Origin of the sequence: Mesorhizobium sp. LNHC229A00 (assembly GCF_000502415.1) — a bacterium.
In the GTDB taxonomy this organism is placed as follows: domain Bacteria; phylum Pseudomonadota; class Alphaproteobacteria; order Rhizobiales; family Rhizobiaceae; genus Mesorhizobium.
Genome location: NZ_AYWQ01000006.1, coordinates 631,693 through 645,456, shown reverse-complemented (window position 1 = coordinate 645,456; position 13,764 = coordinate 631,693). Strand labels below are relative to the sequence as shown.

Genomic DNA, 13,764 nt, shown 5'->3' with positions numbered 1-13,764 from the left:
GCGGTTCAGATAAATTCCATGACAGAGACGAACGAAGTGACCGAAGCAGGACTGACCATGCTCAATCGGACCGCGGACACCGTTGCCCGGGCGACCCCGGAACCGCTGGCTCGCAAGGTCCGGGGCATCAGCGACAAGGGCCTCGCCTGGCTGTTCATCTCGCCGACGATCCTGTTGCTGCTTGCCATCAACATCTTCCCGCTGTTCTGGGCGATCTACCTGTCTTTCACCAATTTTCGCGCCAACCGCCCGAACGAGGTGGTGAAGAACCTCGGTTTCGCCAATTACCAGCGCATCCTTGGCGACCAGGACATCTGGATCGCCATGCAGACGACAGCGCATTTCGTGTTCTGGACCATCCTCTTGCAGACGCTGATCGGCTTCACGCTGGCCTGGCTGATCGACCGCAAGTTTCGCGGCCACGCTTTCTGGACGACGCTGATCCTGGTGCCGATGATGCTGTCGCCGGCCGTGGTCGGCAATTTCTGGCGCTTCCTCTACGAGCCGCAGATCGGCCTGTTTTCCTATGTCGTCTCGTTCGTGTCGGGCATTCCGCCGACAAGCATCCAGATGCTTTCCAACGTCTCGCTGGCGCCGTGGTCGATCATCATCGTCGATACCTGGATGTGGACGCCCTACGTGATGCTGATCTGCCTCGCGGGCCTGCGCTCGATTCCCGAATATATTTATGAGGCGGCCGAGGTCGACCGCGCATCCAACTGGCGGCAGTTCTGGTCGATCACGCTGCCAATGGCGCTGCCCTTCATCATGCTGGCGGTGCTGTTTCGCGGCATCGAGAACTTCAAGATGTTCGACATGGTCAACCTGCTCACCGGCGGCGGGCCGGGTTCGACCACCGAAGTCGCCTCGATCACGCTGAAACGGCAGGCCTTCGAGAGCTGGCGCACCGGCTATTCCTCTGCCTTCGCCATCATCCTGTTCGTCGCGGTGTTCGGTCTCGCCAACATCTACGTCAAGGCGCTCAACAAGGTGAAGCAGAGATGAGCCTGACCACAGCCCATTCGGTCGTCGCGCCCTCGTCGAATTCGAAGCGCATCGCCGGCGCCATCATCATCGCCTACGCGCTGATCTCGATCGTGCCGCTCTTGTGGATCTTCGCCACCAGCTTCAAGACGCCGCCGGATTCGATCGCCTATCCGCCCAAGATCGTGTTCCAGCCGAGCATCGAGGGCTACTGCAACCTGTTCACGACGCGCACCAGGCAGACGCCTGAATATATCAACTCGCTCGGACCGGCGACGGGCTTCTGCGACGAGACTGTGCGCAAGCGCAACATGGTGATCGCCGGACCATCCAACTTCCTGCCGCGCTTCATCAATTCGCTGATCATCGCCTTCGGCTCGACCTTCTGCGCCGTGTTCCTCGGGACATTGTCGGCCTACGGCTTCTCGCGCTTCAAGGTGCCGCTCGCCGACGACCTTCTGTTCTTCATCCTATCGACACGCTTCATGCCGCCGATCGCTGTCGCGATTCCCATCTACCTGATGTACCGCGAGCTTGGCCTGTCGGACACNCCGCCCTTCATTCCGACCATCATAGGCGAAGGCGGCCAGGACTGGCCGGCCGTGGCGGCCGGCACGACGATCTTCCTGGTTCCAATCCTGGTCTTCACCATCCTACTCCGCAAGCAATTGCTGCGCGGCATCACCTTCGGCGCGGTGCGCAAATGAGCATGACACAATCCGCAAAACGCAAATCGCGCTGGCCCCGTTGGGCCAGACGCGGGCTGATGGAAAACATTGCCACGGCGCTTATCGCCATCGGCTTCCTGATGCTGTTCCAGCCTTTCGCGCTGTCGCTCTATACCTATTCCTTCATCACCATGCTTGCCGGCACGGTGATGTTCATCATCGTCTCGAAGTTTCCGGAATAATCCATGGCCGAAATTCGCGTCCAACATCTGAGAAAGGCCTTCGGCGATTTCGTCGCCGTGCAAGACTCCAACTTCGTCGTCGAGGATGGCGAGTTCTTCGTCATGCTCGGACCGTCGGGCTGCGGCAAGACCACCACCTTGCGCATGATCGCCGGGCTTGAGCTGCCGACCGGCGGCCAGATCCTGCTCGGCGGCGACGACGTCACCATGCTCAGGGCCCGCGAGCGCGACATCGCCTTCGTCTTCCAGCTCTTCGCGCTCTATCCGCATATGAACGTGCGCAAGAACATCGGCTTCCCACTTTTGGCGCAAGGCATGCCCTCGGCCGAGATCCGCACCCGCGTCGAGGAAACGGCGAAGCTTCTGCGCATCGACCATCTGCTCAACAAATCCGTATCCGGTCTCGCCGGCGGCGACCGCCAGCGCGTCGCGCTTGGCCGCGCCATCGTGCGGCGGCCGAAATGCTTTCTGATGGACGAGCCGCTCGGAACGCTCGACACCGAGTTCCGTGACCTAATGGTCCATGAACTGCGCGAGTTGCACAATCGGATCCACGCGACGACCGTGTACGTCACACATGACCAGATGGAAGCGATGTCGATGGCCGACAAGATCGCCGTCATGAACCACGGCGTCATCGAGCAGTTCGGCACACCGCGCGAGATCTACGACCGCCCCGCTACCATGTTCGTGGCCGATTTCATCGGCTCCCCGCCGATGAATTTTTTGAAATTTGGCGGTGGACTTACAAAAGGTGCGAAGGAGGTAGTCGTCCAAGGGGCGACCGTGGCGGTGCCTGAGGTGCGCGAGGACGTAGCACCTGCCGACATGGCGCTCGGCATTCGCCCCGAACACATCCGCTTCGACGATGCATCCAAGCTGCGCGGCGCCATCTACGGCACCGAATACCTCGGCACCACCCAGATCGTCGCGGTGGAAACGGCGGACGGCATCATCAAGGCGCGGGTGCCGGCCGAAATCCGGCTCAATGCTGGCGACCATGTCGGCCTGACACTGAACAGCGCGCGACTGTCGCTGTTCGAAAAAGGCTCCGGGCGCGCGGTGAGAACGGCAATCCACGACACCGCCTCTCAGGGGAGAGCGCAGCATGGCTGACGTGCACATCAAAGGCGTGACCAAAAGCTTCGGCGACCATGTCGCCGTCAGTGGGCTCGACCTGCATATATCGGACGGCGAATTCGTCGTGCTGCTGGGGCCGACCGGCGCCGGCAAGACGACCACACTGCGGCTGATTGCAGGGCTGGAACGGCCGGATGCAGGCACGATCGAGATCGGCGGCCACAATGCCACGACCCTGTCGCCGGCCGAACGCGACACAGCCTTCGTCTTCCAGCAATATTCGCTCTATCCGCATCTGTCGGTGTTCGACAACCTCGCCTTCCCACTGCGCTCGCCGGCGCGGAAAATACCGGAAGACCAAATCCGCCGCCGGGTCGAGGAGGTCGCGAAGATGGTGCGAATCCATCACAAGCTTGCCAACCGTTCGACCAAATTGTCGGGCGGCGAAATGCAGCGCGTCGCCATCGGCCGCGCGCTGGTGCGCAAGCCTTCCATCTACCTGATGGACGAGCCGCTGTCGTCGCTCGACGCCAAGCTGCGCGCGGATCTCAGACTCGAATTGAAGCGCATCCAGTCCGAGCTCGGTGCTACCATGCTCTACGTCACGCACGACCAGATCGAGGCGATGACCATGGCCGATCGCATCGGCATCCTCGCCGACGGCGTGCTGGTGCAGATCGGTTCACCACGAACCATTTATTCGGAACCGGCAAATCTGCATGTCGCAGCACGGCTCGGCCAGCCGGCCATCAATCTTTTGCCGACGGGGCTACTTCCCGATGGCGGCGCGCCGGCCGGCACCAGGACGATTGGCGCGCGCACCGAGCACCTGGCGATCGAGAAGGCCGTGAATGGCCATGCTGATGGCGTCGTCGACTGGGTCGAGCATCTCGGCGACCAGAACCATCTGCATGTGACGGTGGGGCAGAAGAAGCTGGTGACCCTGACCGATCCCGACACCGATCTGGCGCAAGGCGACAAAGTGGTGATCCGCTACCGCTCGCCGCTCTATTTCGGCGCCGACGGACAACGACTGATGTGACCGGTTTCGGCGCCCGCCAAGGCGGACGCCGGCTTCTGATTGAAGATTGCGAATACGGGACGAATTCGATGAAGCACTTTTTCAACCGCAGGGAAACGATTGTCACCGAGGCCCTGGACGGCCTGTTGCGCACCATTGGCTCAGGCGACCTCGCGCGCCTCGACGGGTATCCCGAGATCAAGGTCGTGCTGCGCGCGGATTGGGACAAGTCCAAGGTTGCCGTCGTCTCCGGCGGCGGCGCCGGGCACGAGCCGTCGCATGCCGGCTTCGTCGGCATGGGCATGCTGACGGCGGCGGTTTCGGGCGAGATATTCGCCTCGCCCAGCGTCAAAGCTGTGCTGGCGGCCATTCGCGCGGTCACCGGACCGGCCGGTTGCCTGCTGATCGTCAAGAACTACACCGGAGACCGGCTCAATTTCGGCCTCGCTGCCGAGAAGGCGCGCGCCGAAGGTTTTGCCGTCGAGATGGTGATCGTCGCCGACGACATCGCGCTGCCCGACATCGCCCAGCCGCGCGGCGTTGCCGGCACATTATTCGTGCACAAGATATCAGGCCACCTGTCGGAAGCCGGAAAGGACCTGGTATCCGTCGCGGCGGCCGCGCGCGCGGCGGCAAAGGATATCATCTCGCTCGGCATGTCGTTGTCGTCCTGCTCCATTCCCGGCCAGCCGCACGAGGACAGGTTTGGCGAAGACGATGGCGAGCTCGGCCTCGGCATCCACGGTGAGCCCGGCGTCGAGCGCATCGCGGTACAGAGCGCCGACAAGTTGGTGGCTGTCATGGCGGAGCGCCTCGCGGGGCGGCTCGACGCGAAAGCGGACCATGCCTTGCTGATCAACAATCTCGGCTCCGTGCCGCCGCTCGAAATGTCGCTGGTTGCCAATGCGGTGCTTGCCTCCCCGCTGGCAAAGACAGTGAAGTTCACCATCGGTCCCGGATCGTTGATGACGGCACTCAATATGAACGGGTTCTCGCTGTCGCTGATCCGGCTCGATGCGGCACGCGAGGCCGCCTTGCTAGCGCCGGTCGGCCCGCCCGCCTGGATGCCGGCCAAGCCGCTCGTCGCGCCCGCTGTCGTACCCATGGCGAAGGCAGCCGGACAAAGCTCACATAGGGCCAGCCAGGATGCCGGCACCAAGCGCTTGATCGTCACGGTCTGCGAGAAGCTGATTTCGCTCGAAGCGGCATTGAACGGACTGGACGCCAAGGCGGGCGACGGCGACACCGGCTCGACCGTGGCGACCGGCGCACGCAGCATTCTTGATCGGCTCGACACGCTGCCGCTTGCCGATCCCGCGGCGACCTTAGGTGCAGTGGGCGACATATTGAGCGCATCGATGGGCGGCTCCAGCGGGGTGCTGCTGTCGATCTTCTTCACGGCGGCGGGGCGGGCCTTGGACGGTGGCGCCGGTGTGCCCAAGGCCCTGCTCGCCGGGCTTGAACGCCTGACCTTCTACGGTGGCGCCAAACCCGGCGATCGCACCATGATCGATGCGCTGGAGCCGGCCTTGAAGGCCCTCGACGGCAAGGGCCTTGGCGACGCGGCGGCAGCAGCCCGGCGCGGTGCGGAGGCCACCGCGGCCATGGAGAAGGCAAAAGCCGGGCGGTCCGCCTATGTCGGTGCCGGATTGCAGGGCGTGGTCGATCCCGGTGCTCATGCCGTGGCAGAGGTGTTCGCGGCCGCCGCCACACTGCTTGTCACGGCCTGACGCATGCACCAGTTGTCGAACGACCGTTCTTTCGCTACTGCCGGCGAGGTGCAAACCGGGAATTCGGGCGACACGACGGCGCTGGACCTTTCGAGGCTTATCACGGCCGCCGCGGATGCGATTGCCGCGCACGCCGAGGAATTGACCGCGCTCGACCAGGCGATCGGCGACGGCGACCACGGGCTGAACATGAAGCGCGGCTTCGACGCCGTACGGGCCGAGGCCGATGTGTTCGCCGCGAAGCCAATGCCGGATGCCCTGAAGGCTATTGGCACCAAGCTGGTGATGACGGTGGGCGGCGCTTCCGGCCCGCTCTTCGGCACGCTGTTCATGGCGCTCGGCAAGGAGATTTCGGTGGAACCCGACCGCGCCAATCTGACGGCTGCCTTCGGCAAGGCGATCGACGCGGTGGCAGCGCGCGGCAAGTCGCAGGTAGGACAAAAAACCATGCTGGATGTTCTGCGACCGGTGCATGACGCCTTGGCCGGGGGAAGGACGGCGGCTGAAATAGCCGATATCGCCGACGCCGCGGCCGAGGCGACGGTGCCGATGAAGGCACTGCGCGGTCGCGCCTCGTTCCTCGGAGACCGCTCGATCGGCCATATGGATGCCGGCGCGCGCTCGACCGCGCTGCTGGTGCGCACGCTGGCGCAAATCATCGGGGGCAAGGCATGAGCAATGTCGGGATCGTGATCGTGTCGCATTCGCCGCTGGTCGCCCAGGGCACGGCCGACATGGTACGCCAAATGGTCGGCGACGAGGTGCCGCTTGCGTGGTGCGGCGGAAACGGCCATGGCGGGCTCGGCACCAATGTCGAGGCGATCATGGGCGCCATCGACAAGGCCTGGTCGGACGCCGGCGTCGCCGTACTTGTCGATCTCGGCGGCGCCGAGACCAATTCGGAAATGGCGGTGGAATTGATCGGCGAGCCGCGTGCGCACAAAATCATCGTCTGCAACGCGCCGATCGTCGAGGGCGCGGTGATGGCGGCGACCGAGGCATCCGGTGGCGCCTCGCTCCGGGAAGTGGTCGCGACGGCGCACGAATTGTCGCCGTCATGAGCGAACGGGATTTTTGAACACATGTCCGCAATGGCCGAAGCGACTGTCCTGATCACCCACGATGTGGGCCTGCATGCGCGTCCTTCGGTCAAGTTCACCAAGCTGGCCAAGAGCTTTGCCGCCGAGGTGGAGATTGCACTCGCCGCCAACGGCCCATGGTTCGATGCAAAAAGCATCGTCAAGGTGATGGCGGCCAAGGCTCCGAAGGGCACGGTGCTGCACATCAGGGCCAACGGCGATGGTGCCGGTGATGCTATCCGCGCGCTGGTCGAACTGGTGCAGCGCAATTTCGACGAGGACGCCGGCCATGTCCGCTCGGCTTGAGGCCGATCCGCGCCTGCGCTCACCCGCTGGGAATGCGTGCCATGCGCATTGAGGGTGTTCCTGCCTCGGCCGGCTATGCAGAGGGGCCTCTGTTCGACCTCGGCCGGCCCGCGCGCGTTTACGCTAGCAAGGCAAGCTCCGTCGAGGAGAGGACGTCCCTGGAGGCCGCGATCGGCAAGGCGGTGAACCGGCTCGTGGACATGGTCGGCACCGCCGAGAAAGACGCCGCCGGCATACTCGAATTCCACATCGCCATGTTGGAAGACGACGCGCTGAGCGGGCCGGCCTTCGCATCGATCTCTTCCGGAACACCCGCCGACGCGGCCTGGCGGCAGGCGCTCGATGCCGAGATCGCCGGCTACGAGGCATCGGACCAGGATTATTTCCGCGCCCGCGCCACGGATCTGCGCGACATCAGGGACCAGGTGCTGCGCGGCCTGACCGAGGACGGTGGCATTACGGCACCGGCTGGCGCCATCCTCTACGGCGAGGACATCGCGCCGACGCGCTTTCTCGAAACCGACTGGAGCCATGGTGGCGGCATCGCCCTGAAGGCAGGCAGCACCGCCAGCCATGTCGCCATGCTGGCGCGCTCGCGTGGCGTGCCGATGGTCGTGGGCCTGCGCGAGCCGCTCACCGGTGTTACCGACATGGCACTGCTCGACGCGGAGCACGGCAATATCGTCCTGGCACCCTCGCCGGCCGAGATCGGCTCGTTCCGGCAGTCGTCCTCTTCCTTCATCGCCAGCCAGGGTAAGGCACGGACGTTTCTGGCGCGGCCGGCCGTGACAAAAAACGGCACCGCGGTGCGCGTACAGGTCAACATCGCCGACCCTAGGGATGTCGATACCATCGACATCGCGACCTGCGACGGTGTCGGCCTGATGCGCACCGAATTCCTGTTCGGCAAGACGCTGCCGGATGAGGAGACGCAATATCGTGCCTATCGCAAGGTGCTGGAATGGGCCGGCGAAAAACCGGTGACGATCCGTACCGTCGACGCCGGCGGCGACAAGCCGGTGCCGGGCTTCACCGTCGAGGAAGGCAATCCATTCCTTGGCCTGCGCGGCATCAGGCTGTCGCTGGCCAGGCCCGACATATTCCGGATTCAAATCAGGGCATTGCTGCGCGCCGCGCCGCACGGCAATCTCAAGATCATGTTTCCGATGATCGCCACATCCGCAGAGTATGAGAGCGCCGCCGCCTTGTTCGCCGAGGAGCGGGCGGCCCTTGCCGCGCGCGGCATCGCGCAAAAAATGCCGCCGCTCGGCATCATGGTCGAAGTGCCTTCGGTGGCCATCGCGCCGGAGGCGTTTACCGGCGTCGCCTTCCTGTCGATCGGTTCCAACGATCTGACGCAATATGTGATGGCGGCCGCGCGCGACAATGCCGCCGTGGCACACCTGAATTCAGTCCGCCATCCTGCGGTGTTGAGGCTGATCGCCTCGGTCGCGGCCTTTGGACGGGAGACCGGGATTGTCGTCAGCCTGTGTGGCGATGCCGGCGGCGACCCCGCTTCGATTCCCTCTCTGCTGGAAGCCGGTCTGCGCGATCTTTCCGTGGCGCCGGCGCAACTCGCCATGGCCAAGGCGGCCATAGCCGACGTTCCGGTCTAGGCACGGCAGGCATGGCCGACATCAAACCCGAACCCGGTTCCGAAGAAGCGATCCGCGCCTACAAGACGATCCTGTCGCAGGTTATCGACCAGCGGCCGTCCGGCATGCGCCAGCGGCTCGCCGATGCGCTTGGCAAGCATCGCAGCTTCGTCACGCAGATTTCGAGCCCGAGCTATTCGATTCCCATCCCGTCGAAACATCTGCCGGCCATCTTTTCCGTCTGCCATTTCAGCCAGGCCGAGCGGGACCAGTTTCTTGCCGCCTATCACCAGGCACATCCCGGGAAGATCTCGGTCGCCGCGGGCGCGCGCAAGACAAGGCACGTTTCGCTCATCGTGCCGGATTTCGGCGACGACAAGCAGAATGCAGCGCTCGACCGCGCGATCAACGAATTCATCCAGAAGGTCACCAGCATCACCGGCAAGAGCGGCTGAACGACCCCTTGATGCCAGGCTATTTCGGGAGGAGACGGCCGTGAAGAAATTCATGAACTCGGTGGACATGGTACTGACCGAGAGCCTCGACGGTTTCGCGGCCGCCCATGCCGACATCCTGATGCTTGGCGAGGAGCACAAATTCATCCGCCGCAAGATGCTCAAGCCGGGCAAGGTGGCGCTGATCTCCGGCGGCGGCTCCGGCCACGAGCCCCTGCATGGCGGCTTTGTCGGCCATGGCATGCTGGACGCCGCCTGTCCCGGCCAGGTGTTCACCTCGCCGACACCGGATCAGATGCTGGCGGCCGCGCAAGCCGTCGACACCGGCGCCGGCTGCCTGTTCATCGTCAAGAACTACGAAGGCGACGTGATGAACTTCGAGATGGCGGCGGAGATGTCCGACGGCGTGCTGCAGGTCGTCACCAATGACGACGTCGCCGTCGAGAATTCGTCTTACACGACCGGGCGTCGCGGCGTGGCGGGCACGCTGGTGGTGGAAAAGATCGTCGGCGCCGCGGCCGAGCACGGGATGGCGTTGCTGGCGTTGAAGGCGCTGGGCGACCGCGTCAACGACGCCACCCGCTCGATGGGCGTGGCGTTGACCAGCGGCACCGTGCCGGCTGCCGGCAAACCGACCTTCGACATCGGCGATGGCGAGATGGAATTCGGCGTCGGCATCCATGGCGAGCCTGGCCGCCGGCGCGACAGGCTGAAAAGCGCCGACGCGATTGTCGAAGAAATCTGCGCTGCGATCCTGGGCGATCTCGACGAAAGGGCGAAAGGATCCGCGCTGCTGTTCGTCAACGGCTTCGGCGGCACGCCGCTGATGGAGCTCTATCTGATGTACAACAGCGCGCGCCGGGTTTTCGAGCAACATGGCGTGACGGTTACCCGGTCGCTGGTCGGCACCTATGTCACCTCGCTCGACATGGCCGGCTGCTCGATCACGCTGAGCATGCTCGACGACGAACTGACGGAATGGTGGGACGCACCTGTCCACACCGCCGCGCTGCGCTGGGGCGTGTAAGGCTGGCTTCAGCCGTGCTTTTCTGCGACCATTCCGGACACTCCACATAACGATGGATTTGTCCGGATCGATGCTGCCGTCTCTTACTCCAGCTGAAGAAAAACTGCTGCTGCGCTTCGCCGATCCGGAGGCTGCGGCGGTCGGGGACGATTTATCGGCGAAGGCCCTGTCTGCCCTGCTCGACAATGCCGAATTCCACGGCGTCCTGCCGATCATGCTGCGCAAGCTTGGGGAGCGTGGCGACGCGCACCTGCCGTCGGATACTGGTTTGCGGGACAAACTCGACGACCTGCGCCAGACGGCGACGATCGCCACCGGCCAGTCGATGCTGCTGCAGTACCATGGCGACCGCATCATGAAGGGAATGGCGGCGGAAGGCATTCCAGCGCGAATCGTCAAGGGGCCGGTCTTCGCGCGAAAACTCTACCGCAATGTATCCGACCGGCCTTTCACCGACGTCGACATCCTGGTCGAGCCCGCCAACCTCGCGCGGGCAAACCGGGTGATTGCGGCATGCGGCTTCGAGCTCGCCAGCAACGAAGCCGAATCGTACCGGCTGCAGGAATTCAAATGGCTGGAAAAAGAGAATTCCAGCCTGCTGGTCGAGTTGCATGGCGACCTTGTGCACGACACCGGCATGCGGCGACGCCTGTCGCTGGGTTTTCGCGAGCTCGGCATCATCGATGGCGATGCCATGGATACACCGGCCGCCCTTTTGACGATCGCCATCGTGCATGCCGCCGGCGGCCACAAATTCCACCGTCTGCAGCTTTGCGTCGACGTGCTGCAGGGCGTGAGGGCGCTGCAATCCCCGATGTCAAAAACCCGCCTGCTCGACGCCGCGCGCATGACCGGCATCGAACTCGAACTTGCGATTGTGCTCAACGTGACCGGACAGCTGTTCGACGAACCGCATGCGCTGGCACTCGCCGGGCGAATCAAGCCCGACCTGTCGATCCGGCTGGCCAAGAAGCTGATCACGACCAACACGTTGCTCAGGGTCAATTCCCGGGAGAAGATCGGCTCGCGCCTGCGCCGCGATGCCTTTCGCTGGATCCAGCGGCTGGCCAAGGCCAGGCCATACGCCGCTTGAGGGGAACCGTCAGTCCCGTGATGTCAACGTAGCGCTTATCAGCGCCGCCGCATCGGCCGGACGCGCGCCTACTTCCAGGGTGAAGGTCGGCACCGACGACACCAGTCCGCGGATCGCCGCCAACCTGCGCTTCTGCAGCGGCAGCAGACCGGTCGCGCCGGTGCGGACATTGTCCATCGCCAGCGCCACCATCGCGTCGGTCCGGGCCATGGGCGCGAGCCTGGTCTCTCCGTCGGCGGATCGCGCAAGATGCAGGAGTGCTGCGACCGGACGGGCGGTCGGGCTTTCAACTTTTACGATCCCACTCAACTTTTCCAGCGAAACAGCCTGTTCGCCATTGCGGTCCCATGACGGACCGAGGCATGGCGCCACAAGCGGGACCATCCGCGCGGTCTTCTCATGGATCTTGACATGGCGCGGCAAACCCCAGGCGGCAGGCGTGGTGGAAGCGAGACTCAGGATCATGGCGTCGTCGGAGCACAGGCCGAATCCTTGCGTTGCCAAGGCCAGCGATGTGGTGGTCTTGCCGGTACCGCTCGGGGCATGGACCAGCACGACGGCGTCGCGGCCCGGCAGCGTCAGCCCGGCCGTGTGCAGCATATGCTGGCCGCCTGCGTCGAGTGCTGCGTCCAACACCAGCATCGATGGCGTCCAGGCGGCCTTCGCACCAGGGCGAACCCGGAGTTCGGCCCAACCCTCCTCGTCCTTGACGACAACGGTCTGGCGTTCGGGAAAGACGAGATGGACCGTGCCGCCATCCGCGATCATCCGGCAGTAACCGTCCTCCGGTATGTCGCCCTCGAAGACGAGCGATCCGCTGGGCGCTTCGTCCAGAACGTCCGCCTCTGTGATCTCGAGACGAAAATCCGGCTCGACGGGACCTTTGACACGCAAGATACCGAGCATCCCGTCGAAATCCTGCCACAGCCCGGGGCGCTCGGCCGATATGCCGAAGATCTGGCCATTGAGGTCATAGAATACTGAAGATCTGGTCAAGCGGAGCGCACCTTCGTGGCGGCGGTGGCTGGGTGACGATAGATCTCGACCATGCCGGGAAGGCTGTCACTGACCACCGGCTTGCCGTCCAGGCACACCCAGCAATGCGCCGACAGCCGCGACGCTTGCAGCGACTTCGGATCGACGCCGAAACGCAGTTGCGGATCGAAACCGGCAAGGCGCAGGAAGCGATGGCCGAGCAAGCCTTCCCGCAAGCATCTGCGGTCGCGCATCAGCCAGGGATGACGCACGGCACGGTTGACGCGGGCGACAATGTAGTGGGCGGGCAGGCCGCGATAGGGCGCCGGCGAGACGAGCGGCGCCCATTTCAGCACCTTCTCGAAGCTGCGATTGGCAATGAGAACTGGCATAAGCCGCGCGCTTGCCCAGAGATGGCAGCGGAACAAGGCGCGCAGGAGAGGACCGTCCACCATCATGGGTGCCTTCAGCCATCAAGCCCTGGAGCAGCGAGAATGCCCTCCGAGACCAGATCGCTGGCCAGCGCCGCCATGTCCTCGTCAAGCGTGCCCTTGTCGATTTCGAACTCCTCGCAAAGCAGGCCGACGATCTGGCCGAGGCTGCGCGCGCCATCCACCTTGTCGAGAAAGGCTTCTGTCGTGCCGTTGCAGGTATAGAGCTGGCCGCTACGCGCCAAAAGCACCACCGCGCCGTCGCCTACATGCTGAACCGAGGCATCGTCCGCCAGTCGAAGAACCGTTCCAGAGGCAATTTCCATAACGAACCCCAAAAGCCATGCAACACCCGGAAATGAGATAGCGCGGCGGTGGAGCGCTGTCTATTGGCCGGCCGCGATGGCTCGCGTGGCTTTATTTGCGGACAGACTCTCGTGAGGCCGCAACGTCCATCCAGAGTCGAAAATCGTTCCAGAAATAGTCGCCGGAATGGGGCGTAGGCAGGCATGCTGACGGGCAGGACCGTTGCTTTTCTTCCCTTAGGTAAGGTAAGAACTCCCCGGGTCTTGGGGAGATAGCGTATGCGTTACAATTGGGAGCGGGCTCCGACGACTTTCGAACGTCATCGAAAAGCTCTGGCGACAGCCATTTTGATCTTCGGCGGCGTCGGTCTCATGCTGGTGGCGTTGCCGATCTAGCGCCGTCGACATTCGCCCAACGAATCCGGCTTGTTAGACGGCAATCGACGGATTGTTCAGCGGGGTTGTCCGGTCACCGCTATCAAGCGGCGATCGCACCCTTCAAAAAGCTGGCTGAAGCGCTGCACCGGCACGACGATCACCGCCGGCTTGCCGGCCGGTGTTCACAGGATCCGACAGGCTGTAGGAGGTCGGACGGTTCCTCGAGCCTGGTCTCGATCGACCATCAATGGCGCATGCGCTCACATCCTCCGCTCGATCGTTTTGACAGCAAGCATCCCGATCAGGAAGACCGGCTCAAACGAAAATCAGGGAAGACAGCGCCGGAAAAAACAGCATAGGCTGTTTGCAAAGACGACAAATGGTTTCCGGGAGGT

At 63.7% G+C, this 13,764-nt stretch carries 16 protein-coding genes; 13 read left to right on the top strand and 3 right to left on the bottom strand.

All coding sequences use genetic code 11. The features are described 5' to 3' along the window. The first annotated feature begins 57 nt into the window (after nucleotides 1-57). From X742_RS154345 to X742_RS154405, 13 genes are all read left to right on the top strand, one after another. Complete coding sequence (locus tag X742_RS154345; protein WP_023772502.1) at nucleotides 58-1,005, top strand: sugar ABC transporter permease; 948 nt, start codon at nucleotides 58-60, stop codon at nucleotides 1,003-1,005. After that, complete coding sequence (locus tag X742_RS154350) at nucleotides 1,002-1,691, top strand: carbohydrate ABC transporter permease (protein ID WP_023772501.1); 690 nt, start codon at nucleotides 1,002-1,004, stop codon at nucleotides 1,689-1,691. Before X742_RS154345 ends, X742_RS154350 begins: the two co-directional genes overlap by 4 nt. Then, on the top strand, nucleotides 1,688-1,894 hold the full coding sequence (locus X742_RS154355) for a hypothetical protein (RefSeq protein WP_023772500.1): 207 nt from the start codon (nucleotides 1,688-1,690) through the stop codon (nucleotides 1,892-1,894). Before X742_RS154350 ends, X742_RS154355 begins: the two co-directional genes overlap by 4 nt. A gap of 3 nt (nucleotides 1,895-1,897) precedes the next feature. Next, nucleotides 1,898-3,010 (top strand): ABC transporter ATP-binding protein, encoded by a 1,113-nt coding sequence (locus tag X742_RS154360; RefSeq protein WP_015314194.1) that lies wholly within the window; start codon nucleotides 1,898-1,900, stop codon nucleotides 3,008-3,010. Beyond that, a complete protein-coding gene (locus X742_RS154365) occupies nucleotides 3,003-4,016 on the top strand; it encodes an ABC transporter ATP-binding protein (protein WP_023772499.1) in 1,014 nt (337 codons plus the stop codon). Before X742_RS154360 ends, X742_RS154365 begins: the two co-directional genes overlap by 8 nt. Nucleotides 4,017-4,084: 68 nt before the next feature. Continuing rightward, nucleotides 4,085-5,725, top strand: coding sequence for a dihydroxyacetone kinase subunit DhaK (locus tag X742_RS154370; protein ID WP_023772498.1), 1,641 nt, complete (start codon nucleotides 4,085-4,087; stop codon nucleotides 5,723-5,725). Nucleotides 5,726-5,728: 3 nt separating this feature from the next. Then, entirely contained in the window at nucleotides 5,729-6,400 is a 672-nt protein-coding gene (gene dhaL, locus X742_RS154375) for a dihydroxyacetone kinase subunit DhaL (RefSeq protein WP_245275546.1), read from the top strand. After that, nucleotides 6,397-6,786 carry a dihydroxyacetone kinase phosphoryl donor subunit DhaM gene (gene dhaM / locus X742_RS154380; RefSeq protein ID WP_023772496.1) on the top strand — a complete coding sequence of 130 codons (390 nt, stop codon included), beginning with the start codon at nucleotides 6,397-6,399 and terminating at the stop codon, nucleotides 6,784-6,786. The genes dhaL and dhaM overlap by 4 nt, the downstream gene beginning before the upstream one ends. Before the next feature lie 21 nt (nucleotides 6,787-6,807). Beyond that, nucleotides 6,808-7,110, top strand: coding sequence for an HPr family phosphocarrier protein (locus X742_RS154385; protein WP_023772495.1), 303 nt, complete (start codon nucleotides 6,808-6,810; stop codon nucleotides 7,108-7,110). A gap of 41 nt (nucleotides 7,111-7,151) precedes the next feature. After that, the gene (gene ptsP, locus X742_RS154390; protein WP_031247958.1) at nucleotides 7,152-8,726 is read left to right on the top strand and encodes a phosphoenolpyruvate--protein phosphotransferase; all 1,575 of its coding nucleotides are present in this window, start codon (nucleotides 7,152-7,154) and stop codon (nucleotides 8,724-8,726) included. Nucleotides 8,727-8,737: 11 nt separating this feature from the next. Then, on the top strand, nucleotides 8,738-9,160 hold the full coding sequence (locus X742_RS154395) for a hypothetical protein (RefSeq protein WP_015314201.1): 423 nt from the start codon (nucleotides 8,738-8,740) through the stop codon (nucleotides 9,158-9,160). Nucleotides 9,161-9,200: 40 nt separating this feature from the next. Beyond that, the gene (gene dhaK, locus X742_RS154400; RefSeq protein ID WP_023772493.1) at nucleotides 9,201-10,187 is read left to right on the top strand and encodes a dihydroxyacetone kinase subunit DhaK; all 987 of its coding nucleotides are present in this window, start codon (nucleotides 9,201-9,203) and stop codon (nucleotides 10,185-10,187) included. Nucleotides 10,188-10,257: 70 nt separating this feature from the next. Beyond that, entirely contained in the window at nucleotides 10,258-11,280 is a 1,023-nt protein-coding gene (locus X742_RS154405; protein WP_023772492.1) for a nucleotidyltransferase family protein, read from the top strand. Nucleotides 11,281-11,289: 9 nt separating this feature from the next. Here X742_RS154405 and X742_RS154410 read toward each other — a convergent pair whose 3' ends face one another. The 3 genes from X742_RS154410 to X742_RS154420 are packed head-to-tail and all read right to left on the bottom strand — an operon-like array spanning nucleotide 11,290 to nucleotide 13,012. Beyond that, the gene (locus X742_RS154410; RefSeq protein ID WP_023772491.1) at nucleotides 11,290-12,276 is read right to left on the bottom strand and encodes an HPr kinase; all 987 of its coding nucleotides are present in this window, start codon (nucleotides 12,274-12,276) and stop codon (nucleotides 11,290-11,292) included. After that, nucleotides 12,273-12,710 (bottom strand): lasso peptide biosynthesis B2 protein, encoded by a 438-nt coding sequence (locus X742_RS154415; RefSeq protein ID WP_023772490.1) that lies wholly within the window; start codon nucleotides 12,708-12,710, stop codon nucleotides 12,273-12,275. The genes X742_RS154410 and X742_RS154415 overlap by 4 nt, the downstream gene beginning before the upstream one ends. Nucleotides 12,711-12,721: 11 nt before the next feature. Then, nucleotides 12,722-13,012: a PqqD family protein gene (locus tag X742_RS154420; RefSeq protein WP_023772489.1), complete on the bottom strand. Its 291-nt coding sequence runs from the start codon at nucleotides 13,010-13,012 to the stop codon at nucleotides 12,722-12,724. Nucleotides 13,013-13,764 lie beyond the last annotated feature (752 nt).